Source organism: Ancylobacter sonchi (assembly GCF_018390695.1).
GTDB classification, from domain to species: Bacteria; Pseudomonadota; Alphaproteobacteria; order Rhizobiales; family Xanthobacteraceae; genus Ancylobacter; species Ancylobacter sonchi.
The window spans coordinates 100,353-126,030 of the sequence record NZ_JAHBGF010000012.1 but is presented as its reverse complement, the minus strand read 5'-3'; the positions used below and the strand labels follow the sequence as shown (position 1 = coordinate 126,030).

Genomic DNA, 25,678 nt, shown 5'->3' with positions numbered 1-25,678 from the left:
TCAGGCGGCACCGGGCAGGAAGAGCTTGCCGGGGTTCATCCGGTTTTCGGGATCGAGCACCGCCTTGATCTGGCGCATCACCGCCAGCTCGGCCGGGTTCTTGGTGCGGGCCAGGCGCTTGCGATAGGTGGTGCCGACCCCGTGCTCGGCGGTGATCGAGCCGCCGAGCTCCATCGCCACGTCGTCGATGATGACGTCGATGGCGTCGGAGGCGATCTCGAACTCCTCGGAGGTCGCGAAACGCTCATGCGGGAACAGCACGACGACGTGGATGTTGCCGTCGCCGATATGGCCGACCGACATCACATTGGCGTCGGGATAGGCGGCAAGAACACCTTCCTCGACGCGCCGGACGAAGGCCGGCTGCTCGGCGACCGGCACCGAAGTGTCGTGCGACATGGTCTTGCCGGCCAGCTTGAACTCGCCGGTCACGCCGTGGCGCAGCTTCCAGATCGCCTCTTCCTGCGCGAGGCTGGCGGCGATGGTGGCGTCGGAGATGAGCCCGGCCTCGAAGGCTTCGGCGAGGAAACCCTCCATCGCCGTGGCGAGCGGGGCGTCAAGCTGGGAGTCGCCGGCCTCGATCAGCAGGTACCAGGGCGATTTCTGCGCGAAGGGCATCACCGTGCCCGGCACGTAGCGCAGTACGAAGTCCATATAGGACGAGCCGATGATCTCGAAGCTGGAGATGCGCTCGCCGAACACCGCACGGGCGCGGGCGAACAAAGTGAGCGCGTCCTCGACGCTGTCGAGCTGCATCAGGGCGATGGAGCGCGAGCGGATGGCGGGGAACAGCTTCAGCGCCGCCGCCGTGACCACGCCGAGCGTGCCTTCCGCGCCGATGAACAGCTGCTTGAGGTCGTAGCCGGCATTGTCCTTGCGCAGCCGGCGCAGCCCGTCGAGCACGGTGCCGTCGGCGAGCACCACTTCGAGGCCGAGCACCAGCTGGCGCATGTTGCCATAGCGCAGCACGGCGATGCCGCCGGCATTGGTGGAGATGTTGCCGCCGATCTGGCAGCTGCCCTCGGCGCCGAGGCTGAGCGGGAACAAGAGGCCTTCCTTCGCCGCCGCGCCCTGGATGTCGGCGAGGATGCAGCCGGCCTCCACGGTGATGGTCTCCTCTGCCGGCGAGACGGCGCGGATGCGGTTCATGCGGTCGAGCCGCAACACCACGGCCGGGCGCGGCTCCAGCGGCGTGGCGCCGCCGCACAGGCCGGTATTGCCGCCCTGCGGCACGATGGCGACGTCGGCCTCGGCGCAGGTCTTCACCACCTTCGCGACATCGGCGGTCGAAGAGGGGCGCACCACTGCTAGCGCCTTGCCGTGATAGCGGCCGCGATGATCGGTGAGGAACAGCGCGGTGTCGACGGCGTCGGTGAGCACGTAGCGCTCACCGAGGATCGCCTTCAGCTCGGCGAGAAGGGCGTCATTGGAAGGGGCGGCGGCGGGGCGGGCGGCGGCGGCTTCGGCGGACATGGCATTCGTACCGGATGGGCGGCGGGAGGAAGGCACGCGGAAAAACGAACCCCGTCCCGGCGGCCGGGACGGGGCCGATCAGGTGGACGATCAGATCAGCATCCACTCGGCATAGCGCTTCTGCACTGCCGTGTAGTTCTCGCCCCACCACTGGGAGTTGACGATGACGTTCTTGCCGTTGGTGAGGTCGGGCAGGAAATCGCCGGAAGGCGACTTCTTGACCTCGTCCATCGCGGCGACGCTGTTGGGCAGGTAGTAGCCGCGCACCGACCACGCGACCTGCCGGTCGGGCCGCAGGCAGAAGTCGATGAAGCGCATCGCCGCTTCCTTGTTCTTCGTGCCCTTGGGGACGGCGAAATAGTCGAGCGAGTTGACGGTCTGCTCGAAGGAGAAGGCGAGCGGGGCGCCGGCCTTCTGCGCCGACTTCACGCGGTTGAAGTAGCTGTAGGAGAAGTCGCCCTCGTTCTGGACCACGGCGTTCACCTGGTCGGGCGTGGTCGCCGCCCATTTGGAGACGTGCGGCTTCATGCGGTCGAGCGCGGCGAAGGCGCGGTCGATGTCGAGCGGGTAGAGGTCCTTCGGCGCGACGCCGTCGGCCACCAGCGCGACTTCGAGCGTCTCGGAGGCGAGCGAGCGCATGACGCGGCGGCCGGGATATTTCGCGAAATCATAGAAGCCGGCGAAGTCGACCGGGTGCTTGCCGTCCGGGGTGCGCTTGTCGTCCCACAGAAGGCCGCCGGAATAGAGATACATCGGCATGTAGTCGGCCGCTGGCTTGGCGATCAGCTCGCCCGGCTTGATGATGCCCATGTCCAGCTCTTCCCAGAGCTTGTCGCGCGCGCCGGAGGTGGCGAAGGCGGCGGGGGCGTCGATCACGTCCCACTGGACGTTGTTGCCCTGTACCTGCGCCTTCACCTTGGCCATGTCGCCATTGTCGACCAGCGTCACCTTGATGCCGGTCTCGGCGGTGAAGGGGTCGGCGAACACCTCGCGCACCGACTTGTTGTAGTCGCCGCCCCAGGAGGTGACGGTCAGGGTGGTGTCGGCGGCCGTGGCCCGGCCGGTGAACACCGCCGGGGTGGCCATCAGCCCGAGAAGGCCGGCGCCGCCGCGCAGGACGTCGCGCCGCGACGTGGTGAACAGGATCTTGGTCATAGGCACGTCCCCTCTTTTTCTGGTGTTCGTTCGTCGATCAGCCGGCCGGGGCCGGCGGCAGAAGGCGGCCGTGCTGCGGCTGCCAGGCGGCGCGGACCGCGTCGCCCCGGTGCGCACCGGACCGCCCGGGCTGGTTGAGCTCCTGGATGATCAGGCTGGAGCCATCGGCGCAGCGCACGAAATGGCGCACCACGCCGCCGAGCAGGATGGAATCCTCGATATGGCCGGCGACGCTGGCCGGCGTCGCGGCGTCGGTCAGCGTCATGTTTTCCGGCCGCACCAGCAGCACGGCGGGTTCGCCGGCCTTGATCGCCCGCTCGGGCGCGGGGGCGTCGAAGCGGCCGAGCGCGGTGTTCAGCGCATGGGAGCCGTCCGCGCCGATCTCCACCGTGCCGGGAATGAGGTTGGAGGAGCCGATGAACTCGGCGCTGAACACCGTCTCGGGGCGGAAATACAGCGTGTCCGGCGTGCCCTGCTGCTCGATGCGCCCGCCATTCATCAGGACGATGCGGTCGGACATGGTCAGCGCCTCGTCCTGATCGTGGGTGACGTAGAGCATGGTGATGCCGAGCTCGGCGTGCAGCCGCTTGATCTCCAGCTGCATCTGCTCGCGCAGCTTCTTGTCGAGCGCGCCGAGCGGCTCGTCCATGAGGATCAGCGCCGGGTTGTAGACGATGCAGCGCGCCAGCGAGATGCGCTGCTGCTGGCCGCCGGACAGTTCGCGCGGCTTGCGGTTCGCCACATGGCCGAGCTGGATCAGTTCCAGCGCCTCGCCGACCTTGCGCTGGATCTCCGCCTTGGACAGGCGGCGGACCTCCAGCGGGAAGGCGATGTTCTCGAACACCGTCATGTGCGGCATGAGGGCGTAGTTCTGGAACACCATGCCGAGGCCGCGCTTGTTGGTCGGCAGGGTGGTGGCGTCGCGGCCGTCGATGACGATGCGCCCGGAACTCGGGGTGATCATGCCGGCGATCAGGTTGAGCAGCGTCGTCTTGCCGGAGCCGGAAGGGCCGAGCAGGGTGACGAACTCGCCCTTGGCGATGGAGAGGTCGACGCGGTGCAGGGCGTTGACCTCGCCATAGCGCTTGGCGACGCCCTGGAGCTCGACCATCGCGGGGGTGGAACTGGCGGTCATTTGGAGGCCTCGGTCTTGCCCTGCATCGCGATGATCCCGAGGGCGATCATGAGCGAGAGAACGGTGAGCAGCGTGGAGACCGCCGCCAGCACCGGCGTCAGCTCCCAGCGGAGGGAGGAGTACATCTTGACCGGCAGCGTCATGCTGTCGGTGCCGGTGAGGAAATAGGCGACCACCACCTCGTCGAGCGACATCAGGAAGGCGAACAGCGCCCCCACCGCGATCGAGGTCTTGAGCTGCGGCAGCACCACGCGGAAGAAGATGCGCAGCCGCGAGGCGCCCATGATCGAGGCCACGGTCTCCAGAGCCACGTCGGAATGGCTGAGGCCCGACATCACCGACACCATGATGTAGGGCGTCGTCAGCATGACATGGGCGAGCACCAGCCCGGCGGTGGTGTCGAGCAGGCCCCAGTTCGAGTACTGGAGATAGAGGCCGAGGCCGAGCACGATGACCGGCACCAGCATCGGCATCATGAACAGTCCCTGGAGACCCGCGCGACCCGGCAGGCGCGAGCGCGCCAGCGCATAGGCGGCGGGCACGGCGAGCACGAGGGTGGCGAGCGTGGTCAGGCAGGCGACGATCAGGCTCTGCACCGTCGAGCCCCACCAGGCGGCATCGGTGAAGAACTGGCGGTAGAGCTCCAGCGAGAACTGCCGGGGCGGGAACTCGATCTGTCCGGGATTGCCGAAGGAGATCGGGATGACGATCAGGCTCGGCACCAGCAGGAACGCGTAGCAGAGCCACGCCATGGAGGAGACGAGGCCGCGCGCGACGCGGCTGGATCCGAACAGCTCGTTCATGCGCCGGCTCCCGCGAGCCCGGCCGAGCCGCGCACCTTGCCGAGCAGGGCGACCAGCAGGCCGGACAGGATGAGCAGCGCCACGGCGGTGGCCGAGGCGGCGGTCCAGTCGAGCGTCTGGCGGGTGTAGAAGTCGACGAGGTTGGCGACCATCATGTCCTGCCGCCCGCCGAGCAGGGCAGGGGTGATGTACATGCCGATCGACAGCGTGACGTTGATCAGCACGCCGGCGAGCACGCCGGGCAGGCTGAGCGGCAGGGTGATCTTCCAGAAGATGCGCAGCGGGCCCGCGCCCATGGTCTCGGCGGCGAGGATCAGCCGGCGGTCGAGCGCCAGCAGGCTGCCGAGGATGGACAGGATCATGAAGGGTAGCAGGAAGTTGATCATGCCGAGGATGACGCCGACGCGGTTGAACATCATCGGCACGTTGAGCGTGCCGCCGCTGACGAAGCCGAGGAACTGGTTGATCAGGCCCTGATTGCCGAACACCGCCACCAGCGCGAAGCTCTTCACCAGGATGCTGGTCCAGAACGGCAGCATCACCATGATGAGATAGGCGGTGCGCCGGCGCGGCGGCTGGGCCGCGAGGTGCAGCGCCACCGGATAGCCGACGATCAGGCTGACCAGCGTGCCGCCGATGGCGATCTCGAAGGTGTTGCGCAGCACCCGCAGGAACAGCGTGCTGGAGGCGAGCTCGACATAGGCGTCGAAGGAGAACCGCCCGTTATAGAGGCTGGTCCAGACCGTCAGGCCTAACGGGTAGATGAGGATGAGCAGCATCACGGCCGTCAGCGGGGCCAGCAGCAGGAGGGCCGTCCAGGGGCTGAGGTCCGATGCGGAGGATGATTGGGCCAAGGGTGGCACGTCCTTCGGTTGCCGGGCGGCCGCTGCGGGTCGCTCGCCGTCGCCCCTGAGGGCATGCCCGGACTATGACAGCCGGTTTTCAGAACTGCAATGTCAAAGTTCAGAATTCTGAAAACTAAACGCGCTAAACACGCGTCAGATATCGGCGTTCACCCAGAACACCGAGGCCGGGCGCGCGCCGAGATTCGCGAAATGGTGCGGCTTGTCGCTGGAGAAGGCGAAGCAGTCGCCCTCGTTGAGGCTGAAGGTCTCGCCGTCGATCTGCAGCTCGAGCGAGCCGGACAACAGGAAGCCGATCTCCTCGCCCTTGTGCGAATAGGGCTGCGAGCCCGAATTGCAGCCGGGCTGGATGACCATGAAGAAGCCGCGCAGCCGCTCGCTCGAGGACGGTGAGGCGATATCCTTGCGGATGCCGTCGATGTCGAGCAGGCGGGAGCGCTGTCCGGCCCTTACGATATAACGGGTTTCGGCGGTCTGAACCGGGCTCTGCGAAGGGTCGATCAGCCAGGCCGGCATGACGCCGAGGGCGTTGGCGACGGTGTAGACGGTGCGCACGGTCGGCGAGACCAGGCCGCGCTCCAGCTGCGACAGCGTGCCGATCGACACGCCGGTGCCCTTGGCGAGATCGGACAGAGTCATCCCCGCCTTGAGCCGGAGATCGCGGATCCGCTGGCCGAGCTTCTGGGTTTCGTCGTCGGGATTGCTCATGCCGGCCGGCATGCGTGCGGCGTCGTCAACGATCTTCATGGGCGACATGGAGGGGAAAATTCCGTTTTCATCCGACCGGTGGTCCCGCCCAGCGGGCAGGTTGTCACAGTCTATAGCGATAGCCGCATCTGGCGAAGAAGCCAATTCATTTTTCAGAAAACCAAAAAAGATGTAGAGGCCGATGAAAACGCTCCCTATCATGGGAGACCTCATTCAGAGGCCGTCACGCATCGCCGGCCGCCGCTTCCGCAGGATCCCGCCTCATGTCCGCTCCGATCGATTGGCACGCGCGTGCCGCGTCGCTTTCCCTTAACGGCCAGGCCTTCATCGGCGGGCGCTACGTCCCGGCGCTGTCCGGCAAGGTGCTCGATTGCGTCAATCCGGCCACCGGCAAGGTGCTGACGCAGATCGCCGCCTGCGACGCGGAGGATGTCGATGAGGCGGTGAAGGTGGCGCGGGCGGCGTTCGAGGCCGGCAACTGGTCGCGCATGGCGCCGCGCGAGCGCAAGAAGCGGCTCAAGGCCTTTGCCGCGCTGATCGCCGATCACACCGAGGAACTGGCGCTGCTCGAAACGCTCGACATGGGCAAGCCGATCCGCGACAGCCTCGCCGTCGACCTGCCGCTGTCGGCGCAGTGCATCGACTGGTATTCCGAGGCCATCGACAAGGTCTATGACGAGATCGCCCCGACGGCGGCGAGCGCGGTGTCGCTGATCCGCCGCGAGCCGCTCGGCGTGGTCGCCGCGGTGGTGCCTTGGAACTTCCCGCTGCTGATGGCCGCCTGGAAGCTGGGGCCGATCCTCGCCGCCGGCAATTCGGTGATCCTCAAGCCGGCCGAGCAGTCCTCGCTGACCGCGATCCGGCTCGGGGCGCTGGCGAGCGAGGCCGGCATCCCGGACGGCGTGTTCAACGTGCTACCGGGGCTCGGCGAGACCGCCGGGCAGGCGCTCGGCCTGCACATGGACGTCGACGCCGTCGCCTTCACCGGCTCGACCGAGGTCGGCAAGTATTTCCTGCAATATTCCGGGCGCTCCAACATGAAGCGGGTCGGCCTGGAATGCGGCGGCAAGAGCCCGAACATCATCCTCGCCGACGCGCCGGATCTCGATGCCGCCGCCACCTCGGCGGCCTGGGGCATCTTCTACAATCAGGGCGAGGTGTGTAACGCCGGCTCGCGCCTCGTCGTCGAGGAGAGCGTGAAGGACCGCGTCGTCGAGAAGGTGATCGAGGTCGGCGGCGCCATCAAGGTCGGCGATCCGCTCGATCCGGCGACCGAGATGGGTGCCATGGTCGATGCCCGCCAGACCGAGCGGGTGATGGGCTACATCGAGAAGGGCGTGGCGGAGGGCGCCAAGCTCCGGCTCGGCGGCAAGCGCATCGCCGCCGATGGCTGCTTCATCGAGACCACGCTGTTCGACGACGTCACCAGCGACATGACCATCGCCCGCGAGGAGATCTTCGGGCCGGTGCTCGCCACCCTCGTGGCGAAGGACATCGACGACGCCATCAAGATCGGCAACGACACCACCTATGGGCTCGCGGCGGCGGTGTGGACCCGCGACATCAACAAGGCGTTCAAGGCCTCCTCGGCGCTGCGCGCCGGCGTGGTGTGGGTGAACTGCTTCGACCATGGCGACATTTCCTCGCCCTTCGGCGGCTTCAAGCAGTCCGGCTTCGGACGTGACAAGTCGCTGCACGCGCTCGAGAAATATACCGAGCTGAAGGCGACCTGGATCCATCTCGGCTGAAGAGGCGGCAATGACAGAGCTGATGTTTCGCGGGCTGATCCCCGCCTTCCCGACGCCGCTGAAGGACGACGGCACGCTGGACGAGGCCAATCTCGCCCGCGTCGTCGACTACCAGATCGTCAACGGCGCCTCCGGCCTGGTGCCGGTCGGCGGCACCGGCGAGGCGAACTCCTTCGGCCTCGCCACCCGCCGGCGCATCGTCGAGGTGACGGTCGCCGCCGCCGCCGGCCGGGTGCCGGTGGTCGCCGGCGTGCTCGACCCCGGCCTCGGCGGCGCGCTGGAGAGCGGCCGCGCCTATCGCGAGGCCGGCGCCGACGGGTTGATGGTGATCCCGCCCTATTATGCCCGTCCCGACCAGGAGGGCACGCTGCGCTATTTCCGGGCGCTGGCGCCGGAGCTGAAGCTGCCGATCGTGTTCTACGACAATCCCTACCGCACCAACATGGTGACGACCCCGGCCACCATCGCCCAGCTGGAGCGGGAAGGGCTGATCGTCGGCATGAAGGCCTCCAGCACCGACCTCTACCATTTCGCCCAGCTCGCCCCGCTGGTCAGCGACCGCTTCTGCCTGTTGTCCGGGCAGGACACGCTGTTCGTCGAGCAGGTGATGCTCGGCGCCAAGGGCGGAGTGCTGACCTCGGCGGCGCTGCTGCCGGGCTATTGGGACAATGTGCAGAAGCAGGCGGAGCAGGGCCGGGTGAAGGAGGCGCTGGCGCTGCAAGCGCGGCTGCATCCGCTGATGGACGCCCTGTTCGCCGAGCAGTTCCCCGAGGCGGTGCGGCGGGCCTTCGCGCTGATCGGCCTGCCGATCGGCCGCTCGCTGCCGCCGGTGGCCGCGCTGTCCGAAGCCGGGGAGGCGCGGCTGGCGGCGGCGGTCAAGGCACTGCTCGCCGACGGTACGCTGAAGATGCAGGCCGCCGGCTAGAGCAAGCTCCGCGAAAGCTGAAAGGCTTTCGCGACGAGAACATGCTCCAGCTCATCGGATCGACAGCGCTTCCTTATCGATCAGGTGATGCGACCTGATCGATAAGGGCTCCAGGCTTGCCGCCCGGGCGGCGGGGCGGGCGTCGAACCGCCAGCCCCGTCGCGATCCCTCGGCGTCTTGTCCTCGACGTTTTGCCTCACAGCCCCATCCGCTCGCGGCGCGTGGCGACCCAGCGGCCGATCATGCGGTCGGCGAGGATGCCGAGAAAGGCGATGGCGAGGCCGGCCGACAGCCCCTTGCCGGGATCGGCCTGCGAGATCGCCACCTGGATCTGCTTGCCGAGATCGTTGGTGCCGACGAAGGACGACACCACCAGCATGGACAGCGCCATCATGATCACCTGATTCACCCCCAGCATGATCTCCGGCAGCGCATAGGGCAGCTCCACCTTGGCGAGGCGCTGCGTGCCGGTGCAGCCGGCCATGGTGCCGGCCTCCTGCAGGCTCGGCGGTACCCGGCGCAGGCCGTGATCGGTGAAACGGATCGCCGGCACCATGGCGTAGAGCACGATGGCGACCAGCGCCGAGACGTCGCCGATGCGGAACAGCATCACCACCGGCAGCAGATAGACGAAGGACGGCAGCGTCTGCAGCGTGTCGCACATCGCGCCGAGGAATTTGTGCATGCGCTCCGAACGGCTGCCGAGGAAGCCGAGCGGCAGGCCGACCAGCGTGGCGATGACCACCGAGATCGAGCAGAGATAGATCGTCGTCATCCCCCGCTCCCACAGCCCGGCAACCGGGATGAAGGCGATGAGCGCGGTCATGCCGAGCGCGAAGCCCCAGCCGCCGAGCGCCCAGGCGCCGCCGGCCACCACCGCCAGCAGGCCGATCCAGGGAAAGCCGATGAGGAAGGTCTTCACCGGCACCAGGAGGTTCATCAGCAGGAAGGTGCGAATGGCGTCGGCGGTGGAGAACAGGTTGACGTTCACCCAGCTGACCACGTCGGACCACATATTGCCGGTCGAGATGCGGTATTCGGCCGGCAGCTTCTCCAGCACCGGAAATACGAAGGACAGCAGCGTGCAGGCGAGGAGCGCCGCGAGGCCGATCCAGAACAGCTGGCGGCGCCGGGCGGCGGCCGCCCCGTGCACCGGGCGCAGTTCCACCAGCGCCCGGCTCATGCGGTCGAGCACGATGGCGAGCGCCACCACGGCGAGGCCGGCTTCCAGTCCCTTGCCGAGGCCGTTGGCCTGCCTGAGCGCGTTGAGCACGTCGAAGCCGAGGCCGCCGGCGCCGATCATCGCGGCGATGATGATCATGTTCAGCGTCAGCATGATCACCTGATTGACGCCGACCAGCAGGTCGTCACGTGCCGAGGGCACCAGCACCTTCCACAGCGCCTGCTTCGGCTCGCAGCCGGTCATGCGGGCGAGCTCGTCGAGCTCGGGCGGCACCCGCTTCAGCGCCATCATGGTGACGCGCACCATGGGCGGCATGGCGTAGAGGATGGTGGCCAGCATGCCCGACACCGGGCCGACGCCGACCAGGAACACCAGCGGCACCAGATAGGCGAAGGTCGGCACGGTCTGCATGAAGTCGAGCGCCGCGACGACGGTGCCTTCGAGACGCGGCACCCGGTAGGCGAGGATGCCGAGCCCGATGCCCCCGGCCACCCCGGTGAGCACCGCGAGGATCACCTGAGACAGCGTCACCATGGCGCTGTCCCACTGGCCGAAGACGAGGATGTAGAAGAAGCCGAGGAGGCCGAGCACCGCGAGGCGCACGCCGCCGAGCAGATAGCTCCAGATCGTCACCGCCGCGATGAGGCCGGCCCAGGACAGGCGGGGGATATGGAACGCCCCCTCTTCGTCACCAAAGGTGACGCCGGAGGAGAACAGCGCCTTCGGCACCTCCAGCGCATAGCCGAACAGGCCGGAGACGAAGCGCGTCATGTCCTTGAAGGTGAACAGGCCGAAGGACAGGTCGCGCGACAGCCAGAACAGGAACGCCTTGAGCCAATCGCTGATCGGCACGATCCAGCGGGCAGGATAGGTCTTCGCCCAGCCGAAGCTGTCCGGCGCCGCATAGGGCACGAGCACGGCGAGGGCGACCACGCCGGCGACGATCCAGCCGACCGGGAAGCGTCGGGGATGCGTGTCGTCGCGCGGCAGCGCCACCTCGCTCACTGGACGCCTCCGACGAGGTTGGCGATCACCGTGGCGCGCTCCAGCTTGCCGATGATCATGCCGTCGGCATCGACCACCGCCGCCGGGGCCTCGGAGGCGAGCACGCTCTCGGCCACCTCGGCGACCAGCGCGGAGGCCGGCACGGCGGCGGCCAGCGTCTCGCCCGGGTGCACCGGCACGCAGACGCCGCCGGCGGTCAGCACTTTGCCGCGCGCCACATGGCGGGTGAAGGCGGAGACGTAGTCGGAGGCCGGGTTGAGCACCAGCTCTTCTGCCGTGCCGACCTGGATGATCGCGCCGTCCTTCATGATGGCGATGCGGTCGCCGAGGCGGATGGCCTCGTCGAAATCATGGGTGATGAACACGATGGTCTTGGACAGCATGCGCTGCAGGCGCAGGAACTCGTTCTGCATCTCGTGGCGGATCAGCGGATCGAGCGCCGAGAACGGCTCGTCGAGGAACCACAGCGCGGGCTCCACCGCCAGCGAGCGGGCGATGCCGACCCGCTGCTGCTGGCCGCCGGAGAGCTCGCGCGGATAATAGCCGGCTCGCTCGGCGAGGCCGACCAGCTCGATCATCTGCAGCGCGCGGGCCTCGCGCTCCGCCTTGCCCATGCCCTGCACCTCGAGCGGAAAGGCGACGTTGCCGAGCACGGTACGATGCGGCAGCAGGGCGAAGTTCTGGAACACCATGCCCATCTTGTGCCGGCGCACCTGGATCAGCTCGGCCGGCGTCATGCGCAGAAGGTTCTGGTGCTCGTAGAACACCGAGCCGGCGGTCGGCTCGACGAGGCGGGACAGGCAGCGCACCAGTGTCGACTTGCCCGAGCCCGACAGGCCCATGATGATGAAGATCTCGCCCTGGCGGATCTCCAGCGTGGCGTCGCGTACCGCCGCGAACAGGCCGGCGGCGCGCACCTCGGCCGGGGTGGGAATCGGATTGGCGCGCAGGAAGGCGTCGGCATTGGCGCCGTAGATCTTCCAGAGGTTGCGGCAGATGAGCGCTGGCGGCGCGTCGGCGGCGGCGCGCACCTTGGCGGGCGACACCGGGATGGGTGCGACGTCAGGCGCGATTTCGGACGCAGGCGAGACCAGTGCCATGGGACGGCCCTTCATCGAACGGACGGTGAGGCGGTGGCGCCGCGCGGGGAGGAACGCGCGGCGCCTGTCACGGGGCAGGGATCAGTAGGCGCCCTTGTGCTTGACCACATAGGCGGCGACCACCTCGTCGAGCGGCTTGCCGTCGACGTCGACCTCCTTGACCATCAGGTTGAGCTCGGGGCCGTCGACCTTGAGCTTCTTCATCACGTCGTAGGCGCCGGGCCACTTCTTCTTGGTCTCGGCCGAGGTGTATTTGAAGATCTCGCCATGCGGCTTGCCGCAATCATAGGCCTTGTCGGGGTTGATGCCCCATTTCGGGTCGGTGTAGCAGGCCGCCTCATATTCGGGGAACTGCACCCATTCGCCCTGGAACACCGAGGGCACCCAGTGGGGCGAATAGACCCAGAGCATGATCGGCGCCTTGCGCTCATAGGCGGACTTCAGCTCGGCGAACATCGCCGCCTCGGTGCCGGCGTCCACCGCGACGAAGGGCAGGCCCAGCGCCTCGATGCGCTCGGGGTCGTGGCCGCCCCAGGTCGCCTCCATGCCGAGATAGCGGCCCTTGGGCGCGGTCTCGGGGGCGGAGAACGCCTCGCCGCACTTCAGCAGCGCCTTCCAGTCCGGCAGGCCGGGGCACTTCTCCTTCATGTAGGAGGGGTACCACCACTCCTCCTTGGCGGCCGGGCCGAGCGGGCCGAGATTCTCGGTCTTGCCGGTGGCGTCCGAGGCCTTCATCGCGTCGCCGGCGGTGGTCGCCCACAGTTCCGGCATGAAGGTGACGTCGCCATTCTCCATGGCGGTGAGGCCGGTGAGATAGTCGATGGTGACGTAGTCGACCTTGTAGCCCTTGGCCTTCAGCAGCTCGCCGGTGATGTGGGCGGTGATGTGCTGCCCGGTCCAGTCGTGCAGGGCGATGATGATCGGGTCCTTGGATTCCTGCGCCTGGGCCGGGGCGGCGAGGGGCAGGAGACCCATGAGGCCGCATAGGGCCACACCTTTGGCGAAAGCGGTCGTGAGATGGTGAACGCGCATCGTATCTTTCCCTCGGGATGGATTTTTGAAGGCAACGCGTCGTCTCGACATGTCCTTTCAGGAACATCTTTTTCTTCATAGGCAAATTGCAGGCCAATAAACGGCCCCGCATTACCGTCGGTGCCCCGGGAAACGCCGCGCCGTGGCGCGGTCATTCCTTCGGGTAGGCGATGATCGACAGGTAGGTCGTGGGCACGCAGATCAGCTCCTCCGGCCCGTGCTGGGCGGAGGCGTCGAAGAACAGCGTGTCGCCGGGTTCCAGCCGGTAGACCTTGTCGCCGTGGCGATAGCCGACGCAGCCGGTGAGCATGTAGATCAGCTCCACCCCGGCATGGCGGAAGGCGGAATAGGGCGCGGCGGTATCGGTCAGGGTGATCAGGAACGGTTCGATCGTCACGTCGGTGCCGAGCGAGTGGCCGAGCAACTCGTAGATATGGCCGGACTTGGTGCCCCGCCGCTCGATGACGACGCCCTGGCCGGCCTTGACGAAGGAGCAGTCGCGGCGGTCGTCATAGCCGGCAAACAAGGAGGCGATCGGCACGTTGAGCGCGCCGGCCAGCGCAGTGAGCGTCGCCAGCGAGGAGGAGATCTGGCCGTTCTCGATCTTCGAGATCATGCCGGGGGAGATCTTCGCGGTGGCGGCGAGCTCGGCGCTGGTGATGTCGAGCTTCTTGCGCTGCTGCTTGATCTGCGCGCCGATCGCCTGCTCGACGGTGAGGCTGGCCGCGCGCGGTGCGTTCGAGCCGGTGACGACCGCCTCTTCCGCCGGTGGTGGGGCCGGGGTAGGCGCCGGCGGCTCGGCGAGCGCGAGGTCGGCTCCGTCCAGGGGACGTTCCGGCAGGGGCTGGGTCAGCGTGCGCAGCGGCCTTCGCATGCCGGCCTCAGGACCTGGGCGCCAGCGTGGACTGCCGCGGCGCGGTGCCGGCCGGCAGTTCCGCCCCGTCGTCGAACGGCGCGAGATAGGCCACCGCCATGTCGCGGTAGCGCGTCGTGCCCTTGTAGTCGGCGATCTCGGGATGCAGGTCGCGTAGCACGCGGTGCAGCCGCTTGCCCCAGACCCCGACGCGGGCGAGGTCCTCGATGCTGCACAGATAGCAGCGTATCCCGAACAGGATGGCGTTGGAGCGCGGCAGGCGGAACAGCGACTGCAACTCGACGCGCAGATGCAGCTTGCGGCCGATATTCTCCGGGGTCAGCGTCAGACGGTCCGGCCCCCATTGCGGGTAGTTCTCCGGCGAGGTGTCGAGCCGGGGATTGACCGTCATGGTCCAGTTCAGCCGCCGCACCGGGGCGCCATATTGCAGGCGCAGCAGGAATTTCAGCGCCCGGTCGAACACACCCTTCTGGTGGGCGAGCGGCACCGGGCCGTGCCACTGGTGGAAGGTCATGCCGACGTCGAAATCGAGCGACCAGTCGGCCTGCGTCGTCACCATGCCGCCGTCGACGAACAGATTGTCCTCGCGCTGGTCCTGCAGGGTGAAGTCGCCCTGCGCCTGCCGGGTGATGTATTCGAAGGGCGGCAGCGGCAGGGTGGAGGCGTCGCCGAAGGTGAAGCTGTCGCGGATGCCGAGCGGGCGGTTCTCCCAGGTCCAGCTCGTGCCGTCGCGGGTCAGGGTGAAGTGCTCGGGATAGGACGTCGCGAAGCTCTCCATGATGAGCTCCAGCGTGTCCCACTCCGCCGCCATCATGTGCGGCAGCACCTTGCAGCGGCTCGGGTCCTGCTCCAGCACCTTCGCCCGCTCGCGGCACTCGGCGACATAGTGCTCGTCGACGTCGAACGGGTTGTCGAAGGCCGGGCTCGGGCCGCCGCGCACATGCGGCTCGATGTTCACCGAGTACATGTAGGCGTCTTCCGGGAACGGGAACGGGAAGCGCAGGACCGCGGCGTCGGAGTTCGAATAGCTGAACTCGTCGCGGAAGGTCTCGTCCGGCTTGAACTGGATGGTCACGGCGTCGCTCCGTCCGGCAGGAAATCGCGTAGGACAAGTCGGTTTGGGCGGGAAAAGGCGGGGTCGCGGGTCACAGTTCGAGCACGAGGCGCGGGGTGCGGGACCGCGACACGCAGGTCATGATCAGGCGATTGGAGGCGCGCTCCGCCTCGTCGAGGAAATGGTCGCGATGCTCGGGCTCGCCCTCGGCCACCTCGATGAGGCACTGGCCGCAGGCGCCGCCGCGACACAGGCAGGGCGCGTCGACGCCGGCGGCCTCCATGGCGGCGAGCAGGCTGGTCTCGGCCCCGACCGCCACCTCGATGCCGGAGCGGCGCAACACGGCGACAAAGGGTGCGCCGCCTTCGGCCGCGCCGCCGAAGGATTCCGAATGCAGCCGCACCTTCGGCCAGCCGAGCGCCTGCGCCAGCGCGAGGCCGGCCTCCATCAGCGCGGCGGGGCCGCAGGTGTAGAAGTGGGTGCCGAGCGGCTGGCGGAGCAGGGCGTCTTCCAGCGCGCCGAGCGCCATGTCGCAATGGATGTGCACGCGCGAGGCCGGTAGCCGCGCCAGCAGCGCCTCGAACACCGCGCGCTCGTCGGGGCGGCAGAAATGGTGCAGCTCCCACGGCGTGCCCGCCGCCTCGAAGGCGGCGATATAAGCGAGGAATGGCGTCAGCCCGATGCCGCCCGACACCATCAGATGCTTGCGGGCGGTGCGCACCAGCGGGAACAGGTTGGCCGGCAGGCCGGCCTCGATCACGTCGCCTTCCGCCACCTCCTCGTGCAGGAAGGCGGAGCCGCCCCTGGAGGCCGCGACGCGCCGCACGATGATGGAGAGGTGGCTGCGGTCCTCGGGATTGGAGGTCAGCGAATAGGCGTTCCTCAGCAGCTTGCCGCCGCTGCGCAGGTGCAGCCGCAGATGCGCACCGGGCCCGGAGGGCGGCGCCAGGCCGCCATCGGCCGGTATGAGCGTGAAGGCGCGCAGCGTCGGCGACAGCGGGACAGTGGCGGCGACGCGCAGCGGGACGGTGAGGGCGGTCATGGAAACAGCTCCTCGACCGGGGGCAACTCGCCCGGCGCCTCGGCATCAGCCTGCACGCCCATGAAGGCGGCGAGGTGGCGGGAAAAATGATCGCGCACCACCAGATGGGCGCCGCAGCCGTCGCAGGCGGCGAGGCTGGTGGTGACGTCCTCGGTGATCGTCTTGCAATGGACGCAGAACACCCGGCGGCGCAGCGAACCGGCATGGGCGGTGCGGCACTCGGCGGCCTCCAGCCCGGCCTCCCGCGCCAGCTTCGCCACGTTCCAGACGAAGCCTTCCTCGCCCACCGCATAGAGCCGGAAGCCGACGGTCTCCTGCGCGAGGCGGTGCGACAGCCGGTCGAGCAAATGCGGCACGGCGCGGAAGGCGCGCCGCTCCAGCGGCACGGCATTGCCGGTGGCCGGCTCCGCCTGTGGCTGGGCGTCGACGGCGCTGGTGGCGGCGACCACCCAATAGCCGAGGGGGGCGGCGGCGCTGTCCGCGCCGTCGATCACCTCGGCGAGCGGGCGCGGCGCGTCGCTGACCACCAGATGGCGGCGGCCGCTCGCATCGACGCCGAGGCGCTCATAGACGGGACGGCTCTTGATGTCCGAGACGAGCATGGGCGGTCTCCGGGGAGACGGTTGGCATGAAGACTGCTCGCGGAAAGACCGGAGGTCGGGTCGGGAGAGGTCCGATATGTCTGGCCCGATGTTTCCTTGCGATAAACTGAAGTGTTTAGCAGGAAACTTTTGCCGTCAAGAACCCGAGTTGCGCATTATTTGAGCGAGCCCGCTCAATCGGCAATCACCGCGGCAATCAACTGCCTGAAATTCTCTCAAGGAAACTATCTTGACAAACAAGAAATATCGCCGAGGCTTTCACACAAGGCAAAACCGCATGCCTCCCGGCCACGGGGGCCAATGAAGCCGCCTTCCATCAGTCCCTGCAGACCAGACCTTGTCGTCAAGACCGCTCCGTCCAGACCTTGCCAACAAGACCACGCCATCAGGACCACGGGAACACGCACATGAGCATCCGCGTCGCCATCATCGGTGCCGGCCCCTCGGGCATGGCCATGCTTCGCGCCTTCCAGTCGGCGCAGCAGAAGGGAGCCGAGATCCCGGAATTCGTCTGCTTCGAGAAGCAGTCGGACTGGGGCGGTCTCTGGAACTACACGTGGCGTACCGGCCTCGATCAGTATGGCGAGCCGGTGCACGGTTCGATGTACCGCTATTTGTGGTCGAACGGCCCGAAGGAATGCCTCGAATTCTCCGACTACAGCTTCGAGGAGCATTTCGGCCGGCCGATTCCCTCCTATCCGCCGCGCGCCGTGCTGCACGACTACATCATGGGCCGGGTGGAGAAAGCCGGGCTGCGCGCCAATGTGCGCTTCAACTCGCCGGTGAAATGGGTCGATTATTCCGAGGAGACCGGCCAGTTCACCGTCTCGGTGAAGGATCTCGTCAAGGGCGAGACCTATTCGGAGGTCTTCGACTATGTCGTGGTTGCCTGCGGCCATTTCTCGACGCCGAACGTGCCGTATTTCCCCGGCATCGAGATGTTCCCCGGCCGGGTGATGCACGCGCATGACTTCCGCGCCGCCGACGAATTCGTCGGCAAGGACCTCCTGGTGGTCGGCTCGTCCTACTCGGCGGAAGACATCGCCAGCCAGTGCTACAAATACGGCGCCAAGTCGATCACCTTCAGCTACCGCACCCGCCGCTCCAATTTCGCCTGGCCGAGCTGCTTCACCGAGAAGCCGCTGCTGGAGAAGCTGGAGGAACGCACCGCGCATTTCATCGACGGCACCACGGCAGAGGTCGATGCGGTGATCCTGTGCACCGGCTACCTGCACCACTTCCCGTTCCTGCCCGACGATCTCCGGCTGAAGACGCATAACCGCATGAACCCGCCCGACCTCTACAAGGGCGTGGTGTGGCAGAGCAATCCGAAGCTGTTCTATCTCGGCATGCAGGACCAGTATTACACGTTCAACATGTTCGACGCGCAGGCCTGGTACGTGCGCGACGTCATCATGGGCCGCATCGGCCTGCCGGCGCCGGAAGAAGTCGCCGCCGACATCGCCAAGTGGCTGGAGGCCGAGGCGAAGATCGAGACCGCCTTCGACGCCATCGACTTCCAGACCGACTACATGAAGGAGCTGATCCCGGCGACCGACTACCCGATGTTCGACCTCGACGCCGCCGCCGCGCTGTTCAAGGTCTGGGAACATGACAAGGAACACGACATCATGGGCTATCGCGACAATTCCTATGTCTCGATCATGACCGGCAACAAGGCGCCGCCGCACCACACCAAATGGATCGAGGCGCTGGACGATTCCTTCGAGGCCTTCATCAATCCGCCGGCGGTGGCGGCCGAATAGCCGCCCGCCCGATCAGGGAGAGGTGCCATGAACATCCAGATCGGTGCCGGCGCGCCGGGAGCGCGGCGCCTCAATCCCGCGCGGGCACGCCATGTCGCGCCCGGCGGCGCCTGGGTCTCCTTCGAGCTGCGGCCGGGCGATCTCGCCCATGTGCTCGATCCCGAGGGCGACCAGCCGGCGACGTTGTTCGTCGCCGGCCTGCCGGACGGGGCGGGCGATCTGTTCGCCGGCGCGCCGCCGGCGGACGAGCCGGTGCCGGAGGCGGCGCGCGGCTTCCTCGGCGCGAATTTCATCGGCGTCGCGCTGTTCGCTTCGGGCCAGGCGCCGGGTGCCGGCGCGCGCTTCACCGCACCGGCGCATTTGCGCTGCGTGCTGCTCGCGCCCGGCGGGCCGATGGAGCCGGGCGCCCAGGACGCGCCGACCGAGCTGATCGTCGAGATCGTGCCGGGCGCGCCCTCCGCCGGCACGGTGCCGCCGCCGCTCGCCGAGCCGAAGCTCGATCTGCGCATCCGCGCGGCCAGCGCCAGCGCCTATGAGGTGAAGGCCGGCGACTACATCCAGATCATCGATGTCGACGGCCAGCAATGCTCGGATTTTCTCGCCTTCGACGCGGCGAAGCTGAAGGCCGGGCGCGAAAAGGGGCTCGATCCCACCACCACCCGGACGCTGATGGGCTCGGCCAGTCCCGGTCCCGGTTTGCACTCGAAATATTTCGACGAGGACCAGACCGCGCTGGTCGAGGTGATCCGCGACACGGTCGGCCGGCACGACACCTTCATGCTGGCCTGCAACGCCAAATATTACGACGATATGGGCTATCCCGGGCACGACAACTGCACGGACAATTTCAACCGCGCGCTGGCGCCGTTCGGCATCGAGCCGAAGATGGGCTGGCCGGCGGTGAATTTCTTCTACAACACCTTCGTCGCGCCGGGCGACCGCATCGGCATGGACGAGCCGTGGTCGCGGCCGGGCGACTATGTGCTGTTGCGGGCGCTGACCGACCTCGTCTGTGCCTCTTCTTCCTGCGCCGATGACATCGACGCCTCCAATGCCTGGCACCCGACCGACATCCATGTGCGCGTCTATGACGGCGCCAATCGTTTCTCCAGAGGGATCGCCCACCGCATGACGCCCGATTCCGCCCCGCGGCTGACGCGCGAGACCGGCTTTCACCCCCGCACCGCGGCGCTGACCCGCAAATTTGTCGAGTACAAGGGCTTCTGGCTGCCGGACTGCTTCGCCGCCGCCGGGCCGATCGAGGAATACTGGGCCTGCCGCGAGCGGGCGGTGGTGATGGACCTCTCGGCGCTGCGCAAATTCGAGATCCTCGGCCCCGATGCCGAGAAGCTGACCCAGCTCGCCGTCACCCGCGACATCCGCAAGCTCGCCGTCGGCCAGGTGGTCTATACCGCGCTGTGCTACGAGCATGGCGGCATGCTCGACGACGGCACGGTGTTCCGCCTCGGCGAGAACAATTTCCGCCTGGTCTGCGGCGACGATTATTGCGGCGTCTGGCTGCGCGAGCTGGCGGCGAAGCACGGGCTGCATGCCTTCGTGAAGTCCTCCACCGACCAGCTCGCCAATCTCGCGCTGCAGGGGCCGAAATCGCGCGACATATTGCGCGCGATCCTCACGACGCCGGCGCACCAGCCGAGCGCCGACGAGCTGAAATGGTTCCGCTTCACCATCGGCAAGGTCGGCGATATCCCCGTCATGGTGTCGCGCACCGGCTATACCGGCGAACTCGGCTTCGAGATCTGGTGCCACCCGGACCGGGCGCCGGAACTGTGGGACGCGGTGATGGCGGCCGGCGCGCCGCAGGGCCTGCAGCCGCTCGGTTTGCTGGCGCTGGACATGCTGCGCATCGAGGCCGGCCTTGCCTTTGCCGGCTATGAATTCTGCGACCAGACCGATCCGTTCGAGGCCGGCATCGGCTTCACCGTGCCGGAGAGCAAGCAGGACGACTTCGTCGGCAAGGAGGCGCTGGCCCGCCGCCGCGCCCATCCGGCCCGCCAGCTGGTCGGGCTGGTCACCGAGGGCAACGAGCCGGTACACCATGGCGACGCGGTCTATCATGGCCGGGCGCAGATCGGCGTCGTCACCAGCGCCACCCGCTCGCCGACGCTCGGCGGCATCATCGCGCTGGCCCGGCTGGATGTCAGCATGGCGGCGCCGGGCGCCGGGGTGGAGATCGGCAAGCTCGACGGCCACGTCAAGCGCATCGCCGCCACCAAGGTCGCCTTCCCGCATTACGACCCGACCAAGAGCCGGGTCCGCGCCTGAAACCTGCGCGCCTGAGGATCGGGACGCCTGAAAGCAAACGGCCGGAGCGGGAAGCTCCGGCCGTTTTCGTCGTCGGCGCTGGCAAGGGGGAGGGGCCTCAGCCCCGCTCCTCCAGCGGATGGGTGCGCAGTCGCAGCGGATCGTAGAACGGCGTCTTGACCAGCCGGCCGGTGAAGCTGCCCTGCGGGCCGACCACCTCGAACTCGGTGCCGAAGGCGCCGAGATCCGGCCGCACATGCACCAGCGCGATGGAGCGCATCAGGTGCCGGCTGTAGATCGACGAGTTGAGCGAGCCGACATCGACGCCGTCCTTGACCAGCCGGGCACCGGGCTCGATCTGCTCGTGATGGTCGATCTCCATGCCGCGCTGGACCACCCGCGCCTCGCTTTTGCGGCGGATCAGCGCTTCCTTGCCGCGGAAGGCCGGCTTGTCGAGATCGACGGTCCAGTCGGCGCCGACTTCCCACGGCGTCTCGTCGCCCTTCGGCATGTCATAGGGGAAGAACAGCAGCGCCCCCTCGACGCGCACGATGTCGAGGCTCTGCCAGGACACCGGCATGGCGCCGAACGGCTTGCCGGCCTCGAGGATGGCGTCCCACAGGAACACGGTGTCGGCGGCGGCGGAAAACACCTCATAGCCGCGCTCGGCGGAATAGCCGCCGCGCGCCAGCGTCACCTTGCGGCCGAACAACTCGGCCGGCGCGTGCTCGAAATATTTCAGCGTCGACAGGTCGATGGAGGCGTGCGGCGTCAGGATGTCGAGCGCCAGCGGCCCCTGCAGCGACAGCACATGGGTATCGCCGTCATTGGCGACGCTGACGTCGCGCCCGCTGGCGAAGGCGGCCAGCACGTCCTCCAGCTTGCCGGAGCCGTGCGACAGGCGGAAATCGTCGGCGCCGTTGCGATAGACCAGCACGTCGTCGATCAGCGATCCGTCATCGTCGACGATGTTGCTGATCGCCGACTGGCCCGGCTTCATCTTGCCGATGTCGGAGGTGAGCACCGCGTCGAGCAGCGCGACGGCGTCCGGCCCGGTCACATTGACCAGGTTGAGCGAGGAGACGTCGATAAGTCCGGCGCGCGAGCGCACCGTCGCGACCTCGTCATAAGGATCGGTTGCATAGAATTGCGGCAGCGGCATGCCATTCCAGGAGGACTCGAACTTGGTTCCGAGCGCGATATGCCGTTCGTTCAGAATGGAATTACGAGGAAATGCAGCGTTCATGTCTTAGGAAACCTTCGTCATGCGAGGCCTGCGTCGAAAAGACTGAATTGGCACTGGAATGATCAGGCGGCGACGCGGCGCTTCTCTGCCACGCGGCGGGCACTCAACATGAGGATGCTTGCACCCGTGCCGGTCGCTGTCAATGAAATTTCTCTGAAGGAAACAGGTTTTCTCGACATGAAGAACCTGTGCGGCGGCCGGCTCCGGTTCCGCCGGCTTCAGGCGTGGATTTCCGCCGGGACGAAGCCTCGATGCTTCACATTGCGGCGTGATGATGTGGCATTGTGTGGTAATGCGTGTCCCGCTCGGGCGCGGCTGGCAGGAGGCTCCCCATGTCGATCAAGCGCCGCAGCGACATTCTTCAGGCGGTGCGCGCCAGCGGCTCCTGCTCGATCACCGAGCTCGCCACCCGCCTCGCGGTGTCGACGGAGACGATCCGGCGCAACATCCAGCCGCTGATCGAGGAAGGCGCGCTGCTGCGCTTCCATGGCGGCATCATGGTGCCCGATCATGCCGATGAGCCGCCGTTCCAGCGCCGCATGCAGGTGAACAAGGACGCCAAATGGACCATCGCGACGCTGGTGCGTGACCTCGTCGAGGACGGCGACAGCCTGTTCCTCGACAACGGCACCACCTCGGCCTATGTCGCCGACGCGCTGGCCAGCCGTTCGCGGCTCACCATCGTCACCCATTCGGCGCAGATCGCCTATCGCCTCGCCTCGCGCAACGGCAACCGGGTGTTCATGGCCGGCGGCGAACTGGGCGGCGAGGACGCGGCGGCCTTCGGCGCTTCCGCCATCGCCTTCATCAGCCAGTTCAAGGTCCGCTACGCGCTGCTGTCGGTGGGGGCGATCACCGGCGTCGGCGAACTCGCCGACTTCCATTTGTTCGAGGCGGAGTTCTCCCGCGCCGCCATGCAGCAGGCCGAGCAGACCTGGGTGATCGCCGACCGCTCGAAATTCGGCCGCGAGGCGTCGGTGAAAGTGTGCCCGCTGGCGGCGGTCGATGCGGTGGTGAGCGACGGCCCGCCGCCCGCCGCCTTCGCCGCCCAGTGCGCGGCGGCCGAGGTGCGGATGATCTATCCCTCGCAGGGGCACAAATAACCACGAAAAATGTTGCTTGTCGTGGAATGTCGTTGACATGCCGGCCGGGCGTGGCCGACGCTCGGGGAAAGCCCCTCACGCCCTTCCCAGGAGCCGCGCATGTCCGCCTTTCCGACCCAGGCCCGGATCGTTATCATCGGCGGCGGCATCATCGGCACCTCCACCGCCTATCATCTCGGCAAGCTCGGCCTGCGCGACACGGTGCTGATCGAGAAGCACAAGCTCACCTCCGGCTCGACCTTCCACGCCGCCGGCCTCGTCGGCCAGCTGCGCTCCAATGCCGGCATCACCCAGCTGCTCGGCGAATCGGTCAAGCTGTACCGCACGCTCGAGGAAGAGACCGGCCTCGCCACCGGCTGGAAGATGAATGGCGGCCTGCGCCTCGCCTGCAACGCCGAGCGCTGGATCGAGGTGAAGCGCCAGGCCACCACCGCGCGCTCCTTCGGCCTCGACATGCAGCTGCTGACCCCGAGCGAGGCGCAGCGCCTGTGGCCGCTGATGGACGTCTCCGATCTGGTCGGCGCCGCGTATCTTCCGACCGACGGCCAGGCCAACCCCTCCGACATCACCGCCTCGCTCGCCAGGGGCGCGCGGATGAACGGCGTCTCGATCTTCGAAGACACGCTGGTTACCGGCTTCACGATCGAGAATGGCCGTGTCACCAGCGTGGAGACCTCGCGCGGCCCCATCGCCTGCGAGATCGTGGTGAACTGCGCCGGGCAATGGGCACGCGAGGTCGGCGCCATGGCGGGGGTGAACGTGCCGCTGGTCTCGGTGCAGCACCAGTACATGATCACCGAGCGCATCGACGGCGTGACCCCGGACCTGCCGACGCTGCGCGATCCCGACCGGCTGACCTATTACAAGGAGGAGGTCGGCGGCCTCGTCATGGGCGGCTACGAGCCGAACCCGATCCCCTGGGCGGAGGAGGGCATTCCCGACGGCTTCAACTTCCAGCTGCTGCCGTCGAATTTCGACCATTTCGAGCCGATCATGGAGCTGGCGCTCGGCCGGGTGCCGGCGCTTCAGACCGCCGGCATCAAGGAGCTGATCAACGGGCCGGAAAGCTTCACGCCGGACGGCAACTTCATCCTCGGCCAGGCGCCGGAGCTGACCGGCTTCTATGTCGGCGCCGGCTTCAACGCCTTCGGCATCGCCTCGGGCGGCGGCGCGGGCAAGGCGCTGGCGGAATGGATCGCCGGCGACGGCCACCCGCCCTACGACCTGGCGCCGGTCGACATCCTGCGCTTCGGCCGCAATCACCAGGACGTCGCCTGGGTGCGGGCGCGCACGCTGGAGGCCTATGGCAAGCACTACACCATCGCCTGGCCGCATGAGGAGCATGCGAGCGGCCGGCCGCTGCGCCGCTCGCCGCTCTATGACCGGCTGAAGGCTGAGGGCGCGGTATTCGGCGAGAAGCTCGGCTGGGAGCGGCCGAATTGGTTCGCGAGCGCGGGCGAGGAGGCGCGCGACCGCTACACCTTCGGCCGGCCGAACTGGACCGGCGCGGTGGCGCGCGAGCACCAGACGGCACGTAGCGGGCTCGGCGTCCTCGACCAGAGTTCCTTCGCGAAGTTCCTGCTGATCGGCCGCGATGCCGAGGCGGCGCTGTCGGCGGTGAGCGCGGCGGATGTCGCCGGCCCGGTGGGCAGCGTCACCTATGCGCCGATGCTGAACCTGCGCGGTGGCATCGAGTGCGACGTGACGGTCGCCCGGCTGTCGCCGACCTCCTACTACATCGTCTCCGGCACCGGCGCGGCGATGCATGATTTCGACTGGATCCGCCGCCATCTGCCGGCTGGCCTCGACGCTCATCTGGTCGACGTCACCTCGGCCTATGCGGTGCTCACCCTGATCGGGCCGCAGGCGCGGGCACTGCTCGAAAAGCTCACCCGCGACGACGTCTCCAACGCGGCCTTCACCTATGCCAGCCTGCGCGACATCCGCCTCGCCGGCGCGCCGGTGCGCGCGCTGCGTCTCACCTATGCCGGCGAGCTCGGCTACGAACTGCACCTGCCGACCGAGTTCGCCGTCACCGTCTATGACGCGCTGATGGCGGCCGGTGCGGAATTCGCCATCGCCAATGTCGGCTATCGCGCGCTGGAGACGCTGCGGCTGGAGAAGGCCTATTGGGCGTCGGGCTCGGATGTCGGGCCGGACCACACGCCGTTCGAGGCGGGGCTCGGCTGGGCGGTGAAGCTCGGCTCGGAGCTGCCCTTCATCGGCCGCGAGGTGCTGGAGGCGCAGGCGGGGCGCCCCTTGAAGAAGCGGCTCGCCGGCTTCACCGTCGGCGATCGCGACGTCGTGCTGCTGGGCCGCGAGACCATCTACCGCAATGGCGAGCGCATGGGGTGGCTATCCTCCGCCGGCTTCGGCCACACGCTGGGCCTGCCGATCGGCTACGGCTATGTCCGCCGCGCCGAGGGCGGGCTCGACGACGCCTTCCTGCTCGGCGGCAACTACCAGCTGGAGGTCGCGATGCAGCGGGTGCCGGCGCGCATCCATCTCGGCCCGCTCTACGATCCCGGCAATGAGCGCATCTTCGCCTGACGATCCGGCATGCCCGTTGCCTGCGGGCGCGGGGATTGCCGAGCGT

Annotated in this window: 20 protein-coding genes; 6 read left to right on the top strand and 14 right to left on the bottom strand. The window is 67.7% G+C overall.

Annotated features, from left to right (window positions below):
• The 6 genes from KHC28_RS05810 to KHC28_RS05785 all read right to left on the bottom strand — a co-directional run bounded on the left by KHC28_RS05810 (window position 1) and on the right by KHC28_RS05785 (window position 6,185).
• The gene (locus tag KHC28_RS05810) at window positions 1–1,473 is read right to left on the bottom strand and encodes an FAD-binding oxidoreductase (protein WP_214007394.1); all 1,473 of its coding nucleotides are present in this window, start codon (window positions 1,471–1,473) and stop codon (window positions 1–3) included.
• A 90-nt stretch (window positions 1,474–1,563) separates the two neighbouring features.
• Window positions 1,564–2,628, bottom strand: a complete 1,065-nt coding sequence (locus KHC28_RS05805) for a polyamine ABC transporter substrate-binding protein (RefSeq protein ID WP_214007393.1) — start codon at window positions 2,626–2,628, stop codon at window positions 1,564–1,566.
• Window positions 2,629–2,665: 37 nt separating this feature from the next.
• On the bottom strand, window positions 2,666–3,763 hold the full coding sequence (locus tag KHC28_RS05800; protein WP_214007392.1) for an ABC transporter ATP-binding protein: 1,098 nt from the start codon (window positions 3,761–3,763) through the stop codon (window positions 2,666–2,668).
• Entirely contained in the window at window positions 3,760–4,566 is an 807-nt protein-coding gene (locus tag KHC28_RS05795) for an ABC transporter permease (protein ID WP_214007391.1), read from the bottom strand. Before KHC28_RS05795 ends, KHC28_RS05800 begins: the two co-directional genes overlap by 4 nt.
• On the bottom strand, window positions 4,563–5,420 hold the full coding sequence (locus KHC28_RS05790; RefSeq protein ID WP_246564377.1) for an ABC transporter permease: 858 nt from the start codon (window positions 5,418–5,420) through the stop codon (window positions 4,563–4,565). Before KHC28_RS05790 ends, KHC28_RS05795 begins: the two co-directional genes overlap by 4 nt.
• 144 nt (window positions 5,421–5,564) lie before the next feature.
• Window positions 5,565–6,185 (bottom strand): cupin domain-containing protein, encoded by a 621-nt coding sequence (locus KHC28_RS05785; protein ID WP_214007390.1) that lies wholly within the window; start codon window positions 6,183–6,185, stop codon window positions 5,565–5,567.
• A gap of 215 nt (window positions 6,186–6,400) precedes the next feature.
• On the opposite strand from KHC28_RS05785, the gene KHC28_RS05780 reads away from it, so the two are divergent.
• Window positions 6,401–7,885, top strand: a complete 1,485-nt coding sequence (locus KHC28_RS05780) for an aldehyde dehydrogenase (protein ID WP_214007389.1) — start codon at window positions 6,401–6,403, stop codon at window positions 7,883–7,885.
• A gap of 10 nt (window positions 7,886–7,895) precedes the next feature.
• On the top strand, window positions 7,896–8,810 hold the full coding sequence (locus KHC28_RS05775; RefSeq protein WP_214007388.1) for a dihydrodipicolinate synthase family protein: 915 nt from the start codon (window positions 7,896–7,898) through the stop codon (window positions 8,808–8,810).
• Window positions 8,811–9,006: 196 nt separating this feature from the next.
• Here KHC28_RS05775 and KHC28_RS05770 read toward each other — a convergent pair whose 3' ends face one another.
• The 7 genes from KHC28_RS05770 to KHC28_RS05740 form a co-directional block, all read right to left on the bottom strand.
• Window positions 9,007–10,998, bottom strand: a complete 1,992-nt coding sequence (locus KHC28_RS05770) for an ABC transporter permease (protein ID WP_214007387.1) — start codon at window positions 10,996–10,998, stop codon at window positions 9,007–9,009.
• Window positions 10,995–12,098 (bottom strand): quaternary amine ABC transporter ATP-binding protein, encoded by a 1,104-nt coding sequence (locus KHC28_RS05765; protein WP_214007386.1) that lies wholly within the window; start codon window positions 12,096–12,098, stop codon window positions 10,995–10,997. The genes KHC28_RS05770 and KHC28_RS05765 overlap by 4 nt, the downstream gene beginning before the upstream one ends.
• An 81-nt stretch (window positions 12,099–12,179) precedes the next feature.
• Window positions 12,180–13,073 carry an ABC transporter substrate-binding protein gene (locus KHC28_RS05760; RefSeq protein ID WP_246564374.1) on the bottom strand — a complete coding sequence of 298 codons (894 nt, stop codon included), beginning with the start codon at window positions 13,071–13,073 and terminating at the stop codon, window positions 12,180–12,182.
• 208 nt (window positions 13,074–13,281) lie between these two features.
• The gene (locus KHC28_RS05755; RefSeq protein ID WP_214007384.1) at window positions 13,282–14,004 is read right to left on the bottom strand and encodes a helix-turn-helix domain-containing protein; all 723 of its coding nucleotides are present in this window, start codon (window positions 14,002–14,004) and stop codon (window positions 13,282–13,284) included.
• 7 nt (window positions 14,005–14,011) lie between these two features.
• Entirely contained in the window at window positions 14,012–15,079 is a 1,068-nt protein-coding gene (locus KHC28_RS05750; RefSeq protein WP_214007383.1) for a heme-dependent oxidative N-demethylase family protein, read from the bottom strand.
• A gap of 70 nt (window positions 15,080–15,149) precedes the next feature.
• Window positions 15,150–16,100 (bottom strand): PDR/VanB family oxidoreductase, encoded by a 951-nt coding sequence (locus KHC28_RS05745; RefSeq protein ID WP_214007382.1) that lies wholly within the window; start codon window positions 16,098–16,100, stop codon window positions 15,150–15,152.
• Window positions 16,097–16,702 carry a dimethylamine monooxygenase subunit DmmA family protein gene (locus KHC28_RS05740; protein ID WP_214007381.1) on the bottom strand — a complete coding sequence of 202 codons (606 nt, stop codon included), beginning with the start codon at window positions 16,700–16,702 and terminating at the stop codon, window positions 16,097–16,099. The genes KHC28_RS05745 and KHC28_RS05740 overlap by 4 nt, the downstream gene beginning before the upstream one ends.
• A gap of 407 nt (window positions 16,703–17,109) precedes the next feature.
• Between KHC28_RS05740 and KHC28_RS05735 the strand changes: the two genes are divergently transcribed.
• Together KHC28_RS05735 and KHC28_RS05730 are read left to right on the top strand one after the other, a co-directional pair.
• Window positions 17,110–18,468, top strand: coding sequence for a trimethylamine monooxygenase (locus KHC28_RS05735; protein WP_214007380.1), 1,359 nt, complete (start codon window positions 17,110–17,112; stop codon window positions 18,466–18,468).
• Between the two features lie 27 nt (window positions 18,469–18,495).
• Window positions 18,496–20,754, top strand: a complete 2,259-nt coding sequence (locus KHC28_RS05730; RefSeq protein ID WP_214007379.1) for a trimethylamine N-oxide demethylase — start codon at window positions 18,496–18,498, stop codon at window positions 20,752–20,754.
• A gap of 97 nt (window positions 20,755–20,851) precedes the next feature.
• On the opposite strand, the gene KHC28_RS05725 is transcribed toward KHC28_RS05730, so the two are convergent.
• The gene (locus KHC28_RS05725) at window positions 20,852–21,979 is read right to left on the bottom strand and encodes an aminomethyl transferase family protein (RefSeq protein WP_214007378.1); all 1,128 of its coding nucleotides are present in this window, start codon (window positions 21,977–21,979) and stop codon (window positions 20,852–20,854) included.
• 332 nt (window positions 21,980–22,311) lie between these two features.
• Here KHC28_RS05725 and KHC28_RS05720 point away from each other — a divergent pair, with 332 nt between their 5' ends.
• Together KHC28_RS05720 and KHC28_RS05715 are read left to right on the top strand one after the other, a co-directional pair.
• Window positions 22,312–23,082, top strand: a complete 771-nt coding sequence (locus tag KHC28_RS05720; RefSeq protein WP_214007377.1) for a DeoR/GlpR family DNA-binding transcription regulator — start codon at window positions 22,312–22,314, stop codon at window positions 23,080–23,082.
• 99 nt (window positions 23,083–23,181) lie between these two features.
• Window positions 23,182–25,632 carry a GcvT family protein gene (locus KHC28_RS05715; RefSeq protein WP_214007376.1) on the top strand — a complete coding sequence of 817 codons (2,451 nt, stop codon included), beginning with the start codon at window positions 23,182–23,184 and terminating at the stop codon, window positions 25,630–25,632.
• Window positions 25,633–25,678: the final 46 nt, after the last annotated feature.

Bases quoted from the DNA above. Each gene is read 5' to 3' on its own strand.
- KHC28_RS05810 (WP_214007394.1), bottom strand. From the start codon at position 1,473: ATGTCCGCCGAAGCCGCCGCCGCCCGCCCCGCCGCCGCCCCTTCCAAT.
- KHC28_RS05805 (WP_214007393.1), bottom strand. From the start codon at position 2,628: ATGACCAAGATCCTGTTCACCACGTCGCGGCGCGACGTCCTGCGCGGC.
- KHC28_RS05800 (WP_214007392.1), bottom strand. From the start codon at position 3,763: ATGACCGCCAGTTCCACCCCCGCGATGGTCGAGCTCCAGGGCGTCGCC.
- KHC28_RS05795 (WP_214007391.1), bottom strand. From the start codon at position 4,566: ATGAACGAGCTGTTCGGATCCAGCCGCGTCGCGCGCGGCCTCGTCTCC.
- KHC28_RS05785 (WP_214007390.1), bottom strand. From the start codon at position 6,185: ATGTCGCCCATGAAGATCGTTGACGACGCCGCACGCATGCCGGCCGGC.
- KHC28_RS05780 (WP_214007389.1), top strand. From the start codon at position 6,401: ATGTCCGCTCCGATCGATTGGCACGCGCGTGCCGCGTCGCTTTCCCTT.
- KHC28_RS05775 (WP_214007388.1), top strand. From the start codon at position 7,896: ATGACAGAGCTGATGTTTCGCGGGCTGATCCCCGCCTTCCCGACGCCG.
- KHC28_RS05765 (WP_214007386.1), bottom strand. From the start codon at position 12,098: ATGGCACTGGTCTCGCCTGCGTCCGAAATCGCGCCTGACGTCGCACCC.
- KHC28_RS05760 (WP_246564374.1), bottom strand. From the start codon at position 13,073: ATGGGTCTCCTGCCCCTCGCCGCCCCGGCCCAGGCGCAGGAATCCAAG.
- KHC28_RS05755 (WP_214007384.1), bottom strand. From the start codon at position 14,004: ATGCGAAGGCCGCTGCGCACGCTGACCCAGCCCCTGCCGGAACGTCCC.
- KHC28_RS05745 (WP_214007382.1), bottom strand. From the start codon at position 16,100: ATGACCGCCCTCACCGTCCCGCTGCGCGTCGCCGCCACTGTCCCGCTG.
- KHC28_RS05740 (WP_214007381.1), bottom strand. From the start codon at position 16,702: ATGCTCGTCTCGGACATCAAGAGCCGTCCCGTCTATGAGCGCCTCGGC.
- KHC28_RS05735 (WP_214007380.1), top strand. From the start codon at position 17,110: ATGAGCATCCGCGTCGCCATCATCGGTGCCGGCCCCTCGGGCATGGCC.
- KHC28_RS05730 (WP_214007379.1), top strand. From the start codon at position 18,496: ATGAACATCCAGATCGGTGCCGGCGCGCCGGGAGCGCGGCGCCTCAAT.
- KHC28_RS05725 (WP_214007378.1), bottom strand. From the start codon at position 21,979: ATGAACGCTGCATTTCCTCGTAATTCCATTCTGAACGAACGGCATATC.
- KHC28_RS05720 (WP_214007377.1), top strand. From the start codon at position 22,312: ATGTCGATCAAGCGCCGCAGCGACATTCTTCAGGCGGTGCGCGCCAGC.
- KHC28_RS05715 (WP_214007376.1), top strand. From the start codon at position 23,182: ATGTCCGCCTTTCCGACCCAGGCCCGGATCGTTATCATCGGCGGCGGC.